Origin of the sequence: Clostridium bowmanii, assembly GCF_018861315.1 — a bacterium.
GTDB classification, from domain to species: domain Bacteria; phylum Bacillota; class Clostridia; order Clostridiales; family Clostridiaceae; genus Clostridium_AD; species Clostridium_AD bowmanii.
Map to the genome: position 1 here is coordinate 1 of NZ_JAHLDL010000021.1, position 14,848 is coordinate 14,848.

The window sequence follows — 14,848 nt, forward strand, 5'->3', positions numbered from 1 at the left end:
GAAGTTATTATGGTGAGTGATTCATACAAAGACTGGCTCAAACTCAAGAATAAGTTGACTCACTCACCATTTTAAAACACTCACCATAATGGCGAAAATGGGGAGCTCCCCATTTTAGACACGCTCATGCAACTATCTATTACAGACAAACAAAAGATATAAAACAAGTGCAGGAGAGATTAGGACATTCTCAAATACAAACAACAATAAATATGTATTTACACCCTTCGGATGAAGATATAAGGGCAGGGTGGGAAATAGCACAATCAGCTTTCAAAATTAGCACTATTGAAAATAGTGGGGATGCCTACAAATGATAAATGCATTAACCATACTTGGATACAATACAGTAACAGAATACCAACAAAAAATCGAAGAAGAACTATCAATTTATACAGAAAAGTTTATTAATGCTGATGGTTCAGTAAATTATAAGAAAGTTAGCACATCATATTTTATAGATAATGATAAATGGAATATGGATTTCTTTGATGGTATAGAGCAGTTTAAAAAGCAATGCCAAAGGTATAAGTACACAAACAAGAATATATATTTTAAATTTAACAATCCTAATATTAATACGGAAATTAAATTTATATTCTATCATAAGGTTTTTAATAATGAATGGTCTTTCGCTACTGCTTTTGTAAACAATACTATGTTTAAACAATTATCAAACTTTATAAATGAGAAGTATCCCACGCTAAATTCTATTTTAAATTTAGATAAAGATAAAGCCAATTTTGAATGGGTAGATTGGCTTGTAAATAATGGAACTAAAACAATATGCAATGCCATTTCTAAATGCAATGGTAAAGAATATTCACATAAAATGTGGATATCAAACTTATTAAACCAAGTTTATAAGGAGTTAGTAAGCCTTGCCGATACAAGAGAAGAGTGGCATAAAGACATTTGGGATGTAAGAAATCTCGAACAATATGGTATAGGTTTTAATAAATCAAAAACCCATTATTTTATAACTTTTACTTCAATAAAAAATAAGAACATTAGAAAAGAAGTTAAGAGATATTTTAAACAAAGATTGTTATGTAATAATAAATTCTCAACTGGAAATGCAGTGTTTGTTTTAAATTATTTGTGTGACTTTATAAACTACATATCACAATTAGAACCTACTTGGAATGATTTTAAGAATTTAGAAAGAAAACATATAGAAATGTATATTGAATGGTTGAATTCTTATACGAAAAATAATTTGAATCAAAAAAATGCAGATCCACTGGGATATAAACTAAAAGCTTTGAATTGTATTCTAAAATTCTTATCAGATATTCAAATAAGAGAATATGAAATTGCTCCTGTTAAAAATGTAAGAATACTTATTTACCCAGAAGATAAACCAACTATAAAGAAAAAGCCTTATGACCAAATAGACTATGTTCCAGATTATGTTTTAGAACAATTATTCAACAATATAAATAACCTTAATAACGAAATAGTTCCTGTAGTATGGGTAATGTATAAAACAGGGCTTCGTATATCTGATGTTTTAGGATTAAAACAAGATTGTTTAATTAAAATTAACAATAAGTTTTGGGTAGAAGCTGATATAGAAAAGACTTATGTTAAAGGTCACAGAATACCTATTGATGATGCACTTGCAGATATATTAGCATTTTTAATCCATACCTCAAAGCAAAACAGTAATCAAGATAATAACCCCCAATTTTTTATTTTTAATAGATATACAGGTATTAGAAAAGGTAGGCCTTACTCGCAAACATGGATACAAGATAATCTTAATGCTTTTGCTAGAAAATATAATATAACAGATGAACTAGGAAATCTCTATCACTTCAAAAACCATGCATTTAGGCATACTTATGCTATAAAAATGCTGAATGGTGGCGCTGACATATTAACTGTCCAAGAATTATTAGCTCATGCCTCACCAGAAATGACTATGAGATACGCAAAACTTCTTGATGATAATAAAAGAAAAGTATTTGATAATGTAATAAAGCAAGGAGTTTTTAGTTTTAATGTAGATGGCAAACTCAGTGAAGAAACAAATGGAGAGATACCTAAGGACATACTTGATATGCTTTGGGCAAATCATAAACTAAATGCTATAGACACTCCTTACGGTACTTGTTTTCAACGAAGTAAAGGTAAATGTACTTTTGCAAAACAACCTCCATGTTTAACTTGTAATGCAGGTAAGCCTTGTAAAGACTTGGGAGTAGGTATTTTTGAAGGTGATGTTAATAAATATGAGATTCATATTAACTCTACAAAGGCTCTTATAGAACAGGCTAAAAAATTTAATCGTAAATATATGGTAAAAGAAAATGAAGATCTTTTAAATATTTATGAAGAAATATTTAATACAATAAAAAATGGGAATACTGTATATGGTAGATTAGAAAGATTAATTTAGTGAGGTGATACATATGAGCGAATATGACCGTAAAAAGCACTTAGAACAACTTCATGCTGCAAGGAAGGCTAATACTCGCAAAAAAGTTGATGAGGCTATAAAACTACTTATAAGAATAAATAAGACTATAAATTTTAATAGTGTATCGCAGGAAGCAGGATTAACCAAAGCAACTTTATATAATAATGCTGATATTAGAGAAAGAATTGAAACTTTAAGAAATCAACAAGCTCAAGTACCCACTCCAGCTCAAGTTAAAAGAGGAATGGATGAAAATAATAAAGATGCAATAATTGCAAGTCTTAAAAGGAAGATTAAAAAACTTGGTGAAGAAAATAAGCAAATAAAAGAACAAGTTAAAATTAATTATGGAGAGATATATAAAAGCATATAATTGTCAGTAGATATGATATGTATATAAAGAAATAATGAAGGAATGAGGTGGATCTTTAATGAGTTTATATAGTTTCTTTATTAAAGATAAATTATGATTATTACAAAAAAATATATACAAAATTTAAGTAATAAATCATTCTTAAATATATCAGAGAACATGAAGAATATTATTCTTGAGAATCTTGGCAAAGAACCTGAACCTGATGAAGCTGGACATTACTATGAATACACAGATCAAGATATTGGTGAGCAAGTAAGAAAAATACTTGTAATTAATAAAGCATGAAAAATAAGACAAGAGCTCATATTATACATGTATAATATGGCTCTTGTCTTATTCCACAGTGTTTTTATCAATTAGGTATTGATAATTATAAACCCGCATTTTCTTCTATACACCCAAAGTTTAGTAAGAACCCATTTTAATGCAGTTTCGCTCTTTTTTTTTAAAATTATCTTAATAGCTGAAGTACTTGTTGTGGCTGTTGATTTGCTTGTGCAAGCATAGCCTGAGCAGCCTGAGAAAGAATATTATTCTTTGAGAATGTTGACATTTCTTTTGCCATATCTACATCTCTTATTCTTGATTCAGCCGAAGTCATATTTTCTGATGTTGTTCCTAAATTAGCTATAGTATGCTCTAATCTATTTGTATAAGCACCAAGTTTTGCTCTTTCAGATGAAACGGTAGTAATAGCAGTACTAATTGTAGTTATTGCTGCTGTAGCTAAAGTTGCACTTGTAACATCTAATGCATACTCAGCTGCTGCTGCACTCGCTAAATTACTCTTATCAGATAATTCATTGCTACTTCCAGTAGCTATACCTGTCCCCCCCGAAACTCCTGCAACACCTAATTTTGTAGAACGCATATCACCAATATCAACTGTGAACTGTTGATTAGAATTAGCTCCTATTTGAAGAGTTGCTGCTCCATCTACTCCCACTGCAGCTGTACCAGTCTTATTACCATTGATAAGCTTTTGTGTATTGAATTCTGTTGTGTTACCAATTCTATTAATTTCTGATGTTAAAGCATTTACTTCCTTTTGAATTGCTCCTCTATCCTCAGTTGTATTTGTATCTGTACCTGCTTGTACTGCGAGTTCTCTCATTCTTTGAAGAATCGCAGTAGTTTCATTTAATGCACCCTCAGCTGTTTGAACCATTGAAATACCATCTTGGGCATTTGATGAAGCTTGATCAAGTCCTCTAATCTGGCCTCTCATTTTTTCTGATATAGCAAGACCAGCTGCATCATCACCAGCTGTATTGATTCTAAGACCTGATGATAATTTTTGCATTGATTTACCTGCTGCACCTGAATTAATGTTCATGTTTCTATTTGCGTTCATTGCTGCTAAATTGTGATTAATTATCATAATAAATTCCTCCTTGATTTTTAAGTGGACATCCATGTTCCACTGTATTTACAGTAAGCTTTATATTGTTATAGTCTTAAATATCAATCAATTTTTCTATTTAAAATTATCTTAATAGTTGAAGAACTTGTTGTGGCTGTTGGTTTGCTTGTGCAAGCATAGCCTGAGCAGCCTGAGAAAGAATGTTATTTTTTGAGAATGTTGACATTTCTTTTGCCATATCTACATCTCTTATTCTTGATTCAGCAGATGTCATATTTTCTGATGTTGTTCCTAAATTAGCTATTGTATGCTCTAATCTATTTGTATAAGCACCAAGTTTTGCTCTTTCAGATGAAACAGTAGTAATAGCCGTACTAATCGTTGTTATTGCTACTGTAGCCAAACTTGCTGTTGTAACATCTAATGCATACTCTGAAACACCAGAAGCACTTAAATCTGATAATGCATTCGAAGCGCCCGTAGCACCAGCAGCAGCAAATCCGCCTGTTGCTGCAGTTGTGCCTGAAAGTTTTAAAGATTTAGAACGCATATCACCAATATCAACCGTGAACTGTTGATTAGAATTAGCACCTATTTGAAGTGTCGCCGCACCATCAGTAATTACTCCTGTAGTTACAGCTGTACCAGTCTTATTACCATTAATAAGCTTTTGTGTATTGAATTCTGTTGTGTTACCAATTCTATTGATTTCTGATGTTAAAGCATTTACTTCCTTTTGAATTGCTCCTCTATCCTCAGTTGTATTTGTATCTGTACCTGCTTGTACTGCAAGTTCCCTCATTCTTTGAAGAATTGCAGTAGTTTCATTTAATGCACCTTCAGCTGTTTGAACCATTGAAATACCATCTTGAGCATTTGATGAAGCTTGATCAAGACCTCTGATTTGGCCTCTCATTTTTTCAGAGATTGCAAGACCTGCTGCATCATCACCAGCTGCATTTATCCTAAGACCTGAAGAAAGTTTCTGCATTGATTTACCTGCTGCACCTGAATTAATGTTCATGTTTCTGTTTGCGTTCATTGCTGCTAAATTGTGATTGATTATCATAATAAATTCCTCCTTGATTTTTAAGTGGACATCCCTGTTCCACTATATTTATAATAAGCTTTTTATGGTCATAATCTTAAATATCAATCAATTTTCCTCAACATTATCTTAATAGCTGAAGAACTTGTTGTGGCTGTTGGTTTGCTTGTGCAAGCATAGCCTGAGCAGCCTGAGAAAGAATATTATTCTTTGAGAATGTTGACATTTCTTTTGCCATATCTACGTCTCTTATTCTTGATTCAGCTGATGTCATATTTTCTGATGTTGTTCCTAAATTAGCTATAGTGTGCTCTAATCTATTAGTATAAGCACCAAGTTTTGCTCTTTCTGATGAAACTGTAGTTATAGCAGTACTAATTGTAGTTATTGCTGTTGTAGCTAAAGTTGCACTTGTAACATCTAATGCATACTCAGCAGCAGATCCAGAAGTTAAATCACTCTTATCAGATAATGCATTACTAGCCCCAGTAGAAAAACTTGTAGCACCAGAAGCTCCAGCAATACCTAATTTTGTAGAACGCATATCACCAATATCAACAGTGAACTGTTGATTTGAATTAGCACCTATTTGAAGTGTCGCTACACCATCTCCGCTTGCACCTGATGCACTAGACTTATTACCATTAATAAGCTTTTGTGTATTAAATTCTGTTGTGTTACCAATTCTATTAATTTCTGATGTTAAAGCATTCACTTCTTTTTGAATTGCTCCTCTATCCTCAGTTGTATTTGTATCTGTTCCTGCTTGCACTGCAAGTTCTCTCATTCTTTGAAGAATTGCGGTAGTTTCATTTAATGCACCCTCAGCTGTTTGAACCATTGAAATACCATCTTGAGCATTTGATGAAGCTTGATCAAGTCCTCTGATTTGGCCTCTCATTTTTTCTGATATAGCAAGACCTGCTGCGTCATCTCCAGCTGTATTGATTCTAAGACCTGAAGAAAGTTTCTGCATTGATTTACCTGCTGCACCTGAATTAATGTTCATGTTTCTGTTTGCGTTCATTGCTGCTAAATTGTGATTGATTATCATAATAAATTCCTCCTTGAATTTTTAGTAGGACATCCTTGTCCTCTATTTGTTTTTATAGTTAAGCTCTTTGAGCCATACTAACTAATTTATTGATGTTATTTTCTAGTTTGTTTTTGTTCCTATTATATATATCGCTACTATAAATAGAAACTTTATAGTTTTTTACAACATTTTTCAAAAAAACTTTTCATCAAATTTCTCTGCTCAAAAACACTGCTTTAGCAGATAATTTATTATACCCCGCCATTCCAACATGCCTTTTCTCGTTTTGTTTTATTTTTTTCAATAAATCACTTTTTCTAACTTTCATTTCAGATGCTAATACCTGCTCTAAATTTTCTATTCCATATTTGACATAGAATTTCTTCAGTTCCTCTTTTAAATAATTATTTTTATTAATATCGTCTAAAATTAACTGCCTTTGTTGAAATATCTCTCCTAGTTTCTCATATTTCTCTGCATTAACTATTTCAATAATAGTCAAAGTGATATTTTTATATTTAATAAGATTTTCCTCTAAATTCAATTTATCACCCGCTTTATTTAAATTAGAATCACTTTTACTATTGTCAGATACCACTTACATTTAAGAACTTGTCCCAAGCATAGATGCAAGTGAACTCTGTTGCGAATTCAAAGCATTCATAGCTGTTTCTAATGCTGTAAATTTAGCATAATACCTAGTTTGCGCAGCCTGAAGTTGAGTTTGAAATCTACTAACACTTAAAACCTTACTATAGACTTGATCAGGGAGTGTATTTTTTCCAGAAGTACCTAAACTACTGTTATCATATTGCTTATTTACGAATATATTCATATATCCGGCTGTAGTATACTTACCATCTTTACCTACCCCAGGTGATGCAACATAATCTCTTATTATGTTGTCCATTCTTTTGAATATTCCATCCTCATTGTATTTTTTTGAACCTATATAAGCTGTATTTGAATCTAAAGTGCTGCTAGAAGACCCAATAAATAATTTTTTAAAGTCATCCATATGATTTTCAATAGCATTTTTAAATTTTGCCTCATCCCCATCCTTAATTACAAGTTTACCACCATCTGAAAGATCCTCTGATGTTCCTAAGCCTATAGCCCCACTTCCATAGCTACCAAAACTTAAAGATACTTTTCCAGCGCTAGTATCTGCACTATCATAAGCACTGTAAACAGGTGCATAAAGTACTCCTCTAAGTTGCGTCAACAAACTACTTAAATAATCATCTTTTCTAAGTAATCCAACCTTAGCTTTAGCTTCCCATGTCTTAATTTGGTCTTCACTCATACTTGTTCTTTGATCGTCAGTTAATGGAGCAAAGTCCTTATCTTTTTTTTCTGTTAATTTTGTATTTATCGTTGATACTATAGTATTATAATCCTCAATAAATTTTTTCACATTAGTAACAACAGTATCTGAATTTGCTGTCACCGTTACATTTGAAGATTCACCTGTTTTACTAACTCCTACAAGATTATAATTAACTCCATTTACTGTAAATTTATTAGAACTTTGAGTGGTTGTTGTAGCTGTTTGTCCTGGAGCTGTTATAGCAACTATAGCATCTTCACCTATATCTATAATTGTAGTTTCAGTGCTGGATATGCCTAATTTAGCTATTACACTATCACCTGTTGATCCATTGGTTATGCTAATATTTGAATTAGACCCATCACCCTTAGATTTAAACGAAATTTTCCCCGTTGTATCGTCTATATTCATTGTAATTTGCCCACCGGTCGCACTATTCACTGCATCCATCAAATTCTGGATGGTAGTAGTGTCATTTACTGTAAGCGAAACTGGGTAATCAGTAGTTCCACTTTTCAAAGTGAATTTTAGATTTCCAGCAGTTCCTGTGGTGAACTTGAAATCTGAAACTAATTTTGAACTTGAAGATATTCCGCTATTAATAACTAAATCATCAGTTATTCCAAGAACAGAGCTTCCATGAGCGGTACTCTCTAATGTAATGCTAGTTGTAGCATCCAACTTTGTAAATTTAATGTAACTACCAGTTTCATCATTTACATAAGAAGCAGAAATTTTACCTTTCAAAGAAGTTTTTTCAGGACTTGTTGTCGTCACAGATAGCGCAATTTTTTTATTTATATCCTCTGCCAACTTAGACATATTGGCATTTGTTGGAGTAGTATCCGTTAAAGCACTTAAGCTAATGCTTGCCCAACCATCAAAATTTAAAGTTTTCCCACTCCAATTTGATAAATCTGTTACCTTAATCATTGAATTATTATTATCTCCCTCAATCTCCGCTTGCTGTGCCAACTGTGTAACATTCACCTTATATGTTCCAGCCTTAGCAGTTGACGCCGATGTTGCCATAACTACAGATGTGCCATCACTTGTAGCTGTATTAATGTTAAAAGAATTCCCCGACATCATATACTTACTTGAAAGCGGATCAAAATAATCCTGTAATCCCTTCACACCTTTAATAATTTCCCTATACCCTTCTTGCTGCCACTGAACTGTCTGCTTTGCCGCATTTGCTTTATCAATCTTCGATTGATAATTTGAAACCATAGATTTAACCAGTGCATCTGTATCAATACCAGATGCCATACCCGATATTCTTAACATATTAGCACTTGATTTAGTTCCACTAGTAGCACCTGTTGGATAAATGCTTGTCATACATAATCACCACCTATTTTATTTTCCGCCTTTAGATTTTTTATAAGCCTCATTCCAAGTATCCCTAACATCTTCAATCAGCGGAATTATTTCATTCATTATTTCTTCACTTTTCTTAATATTAGCCTCCGTAAGTCTACGTGCAATAAAGTCATAAACCTGCATTAAACTTTCCGCCCATTCCCCACCTTTTGCCACATCTAAAGTTGCCATTAATTCATAAAATATATTCTGAGTTTTTACAATGTTTTCATGAGCTTTTTTAACGTCTTTATCTACCATGGCTTGTCTACCTATTTTTGAAAATTTTGCAGCACCATCTACTAGCATCAAAAGCAATTGATCCTTTGATGCAAAATTCACACTATTGCTTTTATAAGTATTAAATGCGTTTCCATAAGCGTTCATTGCCATAATCACCACCTCTACTTTTTAGTATCTATAAAATTTCCCATTATCTTTTGCTCTTTTTCTAGTGCTTCTTTAAAAACCTCTACATCATATTGATTAGTTTTGTATGCTCCTACTGTTATTTTGTGATGTTTCTTATATTTTGAAAGTTTGTACTTATAATCTTCGTAAGAACTTGAGTTATCTCTGGGATTTCTGTCTTTATTTACAGTTATTTCATTTTTTCTGTGAATTATACCAGACTTGGTTGTGTCTTTAACTCGTTTTCGTATTTCAACATCAATTTTATTTAATTTAAATTCCATAATACTCCTCCCATCTTTATCCTAGTGGGTTACGAATTTTACTCTTAAAACCTATGCCTTTTTATCTACTAAAACACCAGCCATTTCACACATTTCAGCTACCATATCCAGTATCTTTTCATTTGGAATTTCATTTATTATTTCATTTGTATTGTTATCAATTACGCTTACAATCATTTGATTTAGCTTATCATGCTTTTTATATTGCAAGTGGGTGCCTTCGCCCTCTAACAATTTATTTATTTTACTTACTGCATTTTTAATTTCTTTTTCACCCTTATCTTTTTCACTTAGTGAATTTTCATTTTCAGCAGACTTTGATACAGAAACATTTTCTGTTACTTTATGAGTTTTAACAAAATCCATAGATTTGTTTCCACTAACACCTCTGATTTCCATTCTTTCCCTCCCATATTTATTTTTTTAATTTCTCTAGTGAAGATGCATCAAAAATAACAGCTCTTTGGTTTTCATCCGTCACTTCTTTATAAAGTTCTGATCTTAAAATGCTAATTTCTCTAGGTGCATTTATAGCAATTTTTACAGAGCCATTTTCAATTTTAACTATAGTTATTTCTACGTCGTCACCTATTAACAGGGATTCACCTTTTTTTCTACCTATTACTAACATTTATACATCCCCTTGCTTCTCTTTGGCGTAAATAACAATTATAAATTGTCATTTCTTTTAAATAGAGGTTGTTTTATTTTATATTTATCATTATCCAATATTAATTGTTCCCCTAATTTCTCTTTTATATTAATAATTATGGGAGCTTTTAAATTAGTTGTCATATTCTCAATATTTGAATCTAGTGTTACTGTAGTTAATACTAATACTTGTTCAGGTTTAGCTATTTGTAGTTCTTTTATATCAGGGTCTGGTATTTTAAATTCATAATCAGAAACTAGTGTAAATGGTGATACCAAAACTAAACCAACCTCAGTAGCCTCAATTGAGTGTAATATACTAAAAACTTCATTACTTTCTAAGGGAAAAATAATAAAGTTTTTTAAATCTTTAAATCCCGGTAACCCTTTTTTAAATACGATGATATCGTCATTACTGTATTCTCTAACTCCATGATACTTAGTAATTAGCTCCATATCACAAATCAACTCCTTTAGTAAAAATCATTTTTCTCTTGTTATAATTTTTCACAATAAGTTTTTAGTTCTCCACCTTCAATCTTCAATCATAAATTATTCTATCTTAGATAATCAAGTAATGAAGGCTGAAGCACCTTAGCACTGGTTTGAAGTGATGCCATATATATGGTTTGCATAGTTGCATATTGCATTGCTGTTTCTGTAATATCTATATCTTCTGTTGCTGACAAGATTTCTGTCATATTTAAATTCTGATCTGTATTCCTACTTTCAGCGCTTTCCATTCTATTTTGCTTAGCACCAACTTCTGAACGTAGCTTTAACACATTGGTCATAACGTCTTGAATACCTTTCAAATCTCCATTGGTCAAAGATTTAATATCTTCAGGCTTTGTAGAGTCAAGATGACTAGTAATACCTTCCAATAATTTCATAAGATTCTCACCAGCGCCCGTTCCATAGTTTAAAACTTGCGAAGCTGTAATATTATAATCCATAGTTACTCCTTGTGATACTTCCACCAATAACATGTCTGGTCCAGGTCTTAATCCTAACTCTTTAGTTTCAGTGGTATCAGAAAATGTTATAGCTCCTGATGGGCTATTGATTTCAAATCTTCCATCAGTGGTTCTTGTAACTTTAGCTAATTCAATATACCCAGCTTCTCCTAATAATTTCGCACCATTAGCAGTTGTTATAGCATTATTAATACTATCTTCAATAGTTTTAGCTGTAACTACCATAGTGCCTCCACTTGTAATCTCTGCGGTTGTTGTTACTTCCATTGCTACTCCATTTAAGGATATATCAAATTTAGTCCCTGCCGCTACTGTTGCACCTCCATAAGCATTTAAATTTGTAAGTTCCGCAACTACTTTTAATTTTGCATTTGAAACTAACTCACTATTTCCATCTACAGTATTTGTTCCTACTGGTTTACTTGCTCCGTCTGTTCCCCCAAATATATACTTTCCATCAAAGCTTGTATTTATCAATTGTGAAAGCTCTTGGACCCTCTGATTTATTTCATCCTTAATTGCTTTTCTTGAATTAGGATCACTGGCAGAACCTCCCGTAGATACTAAAAGTTCATCAATTCTTCCAATTACTTTTCCTATATGATCTAGGGTTGTATCTGTTACATCAAGCCAATTTGCTGTATTCTTTATATTGCTATTATATTGTTTGTTTGCATCTATCTCTGAATACATTTGCATTATCTTAGAAGCCTTAGCAGGGTCATCTGAAGGTTTATTTATTTGTTTACCAGAAGCCATTTGATTTTGTATTGTGCTCAAATTACTTAAATTTGTTCTCATATCTCTCAAAAAATTATTTGATAACATTTGATTTGTTACTCTCATATATTCACCCCTTAATTAGTACAGATAAATCATCACCTGCAGTATTTAATCACTTATTTTTTCAATCCATTTATAACCAAATCCAAAAGTTCATCAACAGTTGAAATTATCTTTGCATTAGCTTGATAAGCATGTTGAAATTGAATCATATTAGCCATTTCTTCATCTAATGATACACTAGATATGGAAGTCCTTGATTCGTTTAATCCTGCAAGTAGTGTTGTATGATTTTTTACAGTTTTTTTTGCGTATTGGGTTTGGTCGGCTAATCTAGTCACGGTATCTGTAAAATAGCCACTAATAGTCATTCCATTTGAACTAGACTTAACAGTGTTAAATCCTAAAGTAGTATCTACACTAAATCTATTCGTTAGAAGATCATCTCTCGTTGTCACCTCACCAATACTTTGAATTTCCAATTTCACATCTCTAAGCTGTGAAATAGCTAATGCCCTCTTTCCATCTGACGTTCCCGTAGTAACACCAACTCCAACATTAATAAGCATAACATCATCAAGAATTTTTTTATTAACTGAAATATTTCCTGCTGTTATTTTATCCTCTAAACCACCCACATCGCTATTAACAAAAAACTTAAGTGTATCATTCGTTGCATCGCTTTCACCACTATGCACAGCATTTACAGAAAAAGCAATAGCCTTAGCTAGATTATTTAACTCCCCTATATATTTGTCTATATCAGCTTGTACAGACATATACCCATTTAATTCTCCCGTTATAGGCTTAAATATTTGATAATCAGTCTCCGTCGCTACTACTGATCCATCAGTAATTGTTGTAACAGCACCCTTGGAGTCCGTCCCTGCAATTCTATTTTTGTCTTTATCTATCGCATACCCTTCCTTATCCGCCCAAAGAACTCTGTTTTGGTCTAAATCTGTATATTGAGTATCAGTTAAATCCATGGTTATTGTAACTTTATTCTTATCCGATGATATATCCCCATTTTTGTAATAAGTAACATCATATTTTCCAGCTGTATTTTTTTCAATCTTACTAACATAAGAAAATCTGCTTACGTCATCTTTTGAATCACTTCTTACAAAGTATAAATCATCACCAGGAACCGGTCCCCCAACATTATCAGTAGCCTTTAAATCCTCCCCCGCCAATGCTTTCTTATCTATACTAATACCAAATTTAGTGCTTAGTTGATCTACTAATAAGTCCCTTTTATCCATTAAATCATTAGGCTCATTGCCACCAATTTTCACCGCTCTAACCTGTTGGTTCAATTCATCTATCTGATCGATCATACCATTTACATCCACTACATCCTTCTGAATAACCTGTTGACAATTCTCTTTTAGTTTTGATAAGAGATTATACGTACTATTCAGCTGATCTGTTAATGCTTTAGATTTTTGTGCCACTACAGTTCTAGTATTGGAATTTTGGCTTGTGGAAAGCGATGACCAGGAATTAAAGACTTCACCTAGCATACTTGACACACCCGTATCACTAACTTCATTAAAAATACTTTCAACCTCTGTTAAAAATTTCTCACGTCCCTCGTATAATCCCATAGTACCATTTTCAGTTCTTACCTGATAATCTAAATAGCTATCCCTAATTCTTGTTATAGAGGAAACTTGTACACCAGTGCCTAATTGTCCTGCCCCTATAGCATTGTTCATGCTAGGCATACCAAATGGCCTTGTAGTTTCCATGGTAGCCCTTTGTCTTGAATAACCTTCTGTACCAGCATTAGCTATGTTGTGACTTGTTACATCTAATGCCTTTTGTTGAGCAGTCATACCTCGCACAGCTACATTTAAAGTTGAATATAATCCTGACATTTCATTCACCCCAGCCTCATACTATTTTTTTACTTTACCATATGCATTATAAGTTTTTGATTCTCTTACTGGATTTAATACATTTAATATCCTATTTGTAAAACTAAGTCCTTGTTTTATAAGCATTTCATTTGTGTCTTTTTGAAGTACCACTTCTTGTAATAACCGCTTGATTTTATAGTAATTGTTAGTTAGCTCCTGGTCATTGGCTTCTTGAAGAAGTTCTGTCATAGCTCTATTTTCCGTAATCCTTCGCCTTTCAACTTCACTATGAGCTATGTTTTTATTAGCTTTTTTAATCTTGTCCACGCAAGCTTCCATTCCAAAAATATCATTTTCAACTACACATTTGTGCTGCTCTTCAAGCGCTAATAGAAGAATCCCAATAGTTTCTATTTCCTGTATTATGATTTTATTTAGTTTATCTTTCATAACTAAATATCTCTCCCTTTCATAATATCCATCATTCTAGTAGCTGTTAATTTTGGATCCATTTTGTAAGTACCTTGCATTACTTGATTTCTAATAGCTTCTATTTTTTCTTTAGAATTAACTGGTTTACTATCTAATGACATTGCACTTAAGCTTTTCCCCGCTGTTGATAATTCTATAGTATCTTTTTTTGGTGTAGTCACCTTTGATTCTGCTTTAGGTGTATTCTTTTTATAAAAGTTAACCACGTTATTCTTTACTCCATCTATTTTCAATCTTAATCACTCCTTGCTTTTTATAACTTTAATCCTATACTAACTTTTCCATTGTTCTATCTATTTCTATTATCGTATATAATCCATCAAAGTTTATACTGATTTAACTATTAGTCTAATATTAATATTTTGTTTACTAAATATATTTAATTCATTTAATTTCACATAAAAAAATAAAAAGGAATAAATTTTCTTTATTCCTTTTTATA

Annotated in this window: 17 protein-coding genes and 1 pseudogene; 4 read left to right on the forward strand and 14 right to left on the reverse strand. The window is 32.2% G+C overall.

What is annotated here, in order from left to right:
- Positions 1-122: 122 nt before the first annotated feature.
- The 4 genes and pseudogenes from KPL51_RS14280 to KPL51_RS14295 all read left to right on the forward strand — a co-directional run.
- Positions 123-317 (forward strand): annotated as a pseudogene (locus KPL51_RS14280) (tyrosine-type recombinase/integrase); the annotation flags it as partial.
- A complete protein-coding gene (locus KPL51_RS14285; RefSeq protein ID WP_216162917.1) occupies positions 314-2,404 on the forward strand; it encodes a tyrosine-type recombinase/integrase in 2,091 nt (696 codons plus the stop codon). The pseudogene KPL51_RS14280 and the gene KPL51_RS14285, both read left to right, overlap by 4 nt.
- Positions 2,405-2,417: 13 nt before the next feature.
- Positions 2,418-2,798, forward strand: coding sequence for a DUF6262 family protein (locus KPL51_RS14290; protein WP_216162919.1), 381 nt, complete (start codon positions 2,418-2,420; stop codon positions 2,796-2,798).
- A 93-nt stretch (positions 2,799-2,891) separates the two neighbouring features.
- The gene (locus tag KPL51_RS14295) at positions 2,892-3,086 is read left to right on the forward strand and encodes a hypothetical protein (protein ID WP_216162921.1); all 195 of its coding nucleotides are present in this window, start codon (positions 2,892-2,894) and stop codon (positions 3,084-3,086) included.
- Between the two features lie 166 nt (positions 3,087-3,252).
- On the opposite strand, the gene hag (KPL51_RS14300) is transcribed toward KPL51_RS14295, so the two are convergent.
- The 14 genes from hag (KPL51_RS14300) to flgM form a co-directional block, all read right to left on the reverse strand.
- Positions 3,253-4,182 (reverse strand): flagellin Hag, encoded by a 930-nt coding sequence (hag, locus tag KPL51_RS14300; protein ID WP_216162931.1) that lies wholly within the window; start codon positions 4,180-4,182, stop codon positions 3,253-3,255.
- Positions 4,183-4,288: 106 nt separating this feature from the next.
- Complete coding sequence (gene hag, locus KPL51_RS14305; protein ID WP_216162938.1) at positions 4,289-5,233, reverse strand: flagellin Hag; 945 nt, start codon at positions 5,231-5,233, stop codon at positions 4,289-4,291.
- Between the two features lie 103 nt (positions 5,234-5,336).
- Entirely contained in the window at positions 5,337-6,266 is a 930-nt protein-coding gene (gene hag / locus KPL51_RS14310; RefSeq protein ID WP_216162940.1) for a flagellin Hag, read from the reverse strand.
- Between the two features lie 190 nt (positions 6,267-6,456).
- Positions 6,457-6,792: a hypothetical protein gene (locus tag KPL51_RS14315; protein ID WP_216162943.1), complete on the reverse strand. Its 336-nt coding sequence runs from the start codon at positions 6,790-6,792 to the stop codon at positions 6,457-6,459.
- 60 nt (positions 6,793-6,852) lie between these two features.
- Positions 6,853-8,922, reverse strand: coding sequence for a flagellar filament capping protein FliD (gene fliD / locus KPL51_RS14320; protein WP_216162945.1), 2,070 nt, complete (start codon positions 8,920-8,922; stop codon positions 6,853-6,855).
- An 18-nt stretch (positions 8,923-8,940) separates the two neighbouring features.
- A complete protein-coding gene (gene fliS / locus KPL51_RS14325) occupies positions 8,941-9,336 on the reverse strand; it encodes a flagellar export chaperone FliS (RefSeq protein WP_376770092.1) in 396 nt (131 codons plus the stop codon).
- Between the two features lie 11 nt (positions 9,337-9,347).
- The gene (locus tag KPL51_RS14330) at positions 9,348-9,638 is read right to left on the reverse strand and encodes a hypothetical protein (RefSeq protein WP_216162947.1); all 291 of its coding nucleotides are present in this window, start codon (positions 9,636-9,638) and stop codon (positions 9,348-9,350) included.
- 51 nt (positions 9,639-9,689) lie between these two features.
- The gene (locus KPL51_RS14335; RefSeq protein ID WP_216162949.1) at positions 9,690-10,037 is read right to left on the reverse strand and encodes a flagellar protein FlaG; all 348 of its coding nucleotides are present in this window, start codon (positions 10,035-10,037) and stop codon (positions 9,690-9,692) included.
- Positions 10,038-10,053: 16 nt separating this feature from the next.
- Positions 10,054-10,269: a carbon storage regulator CsrA gene (gene csrA, locus KPL51_RS14340; protein ID WP_216162951.1), complete on the reverse strand. Its 216-nt coding sequence runs from the start codon at positions 10,267-10,269 to the stop codon at positions 10,054-10,056.
- 38 nt (positions 10,270-10,307) lie between these two features.
- Positions 10,308-10,745 carry a flagellar assembly protein FliW gene (gene fliW / locus KPL51_RS14345; protein ID WP_216162953.1) on the reverse strand — a complete coding sequence of 146 codons (438 nt, stop codon included), beginning with the start codon at positions 10,743-10,745 and terminating at the stop codon, positions 10,308-10,310.
- 101 nt (positions 10,746-10,846) lie between these two features.
- Complete coding sequence (gene flgL / locus KPL51_RS14350; RefSeq protein WP_216162955.1) at positions 10,847-12,112, reverse strand: flagellar hook-associated protein FlgL; 1,266 nt, start codon at positions 12,110-12,112, stop codon at positions 10,847-10,849.
- Positions 12,113-12,165: 53 nt separating this feature from the next.
- Positions 12,166-13,932, reverse strand: coding sequence for a flagellar hook-associated protein FlgK (gene flgK, locus KPL51_RS14355; protein WP_216162957.1), 1,767 nt, complete (start codon positions 13,930-13,932; stop codon positions 12,166-12,168).
- A gap of 21 nt (positions 13,933-13,953) precedes the next feature.
- Positions 13,954-14,364 (reverse strand): flagellar protein FlgN, encoded by a 411-nt coding sequence (locus KPL51_RS14360; protein WP_216162959.1) that lies wholly within the window; start codon positions 14,362-14,364, stop codon positions 13,954-13,956.
- Between the two features lie 2 nt (positions 14,365-14,366).
- The gene (gene flgM / locus KPL51_RS14365; protein WP_216162961.1) at positions 14,367-14,639 is read right to left on the reverse strand and encodes a flagellar biosynthesis anti-sigma factor FlgM; all 273 of its coding nucleotides are present in this window, start codon (positions 14,637-14,639) and stop codon (positions 14,367-14,369) included.
- Positions 14,640-14,848: the final 209 nt, after the last annotated feature.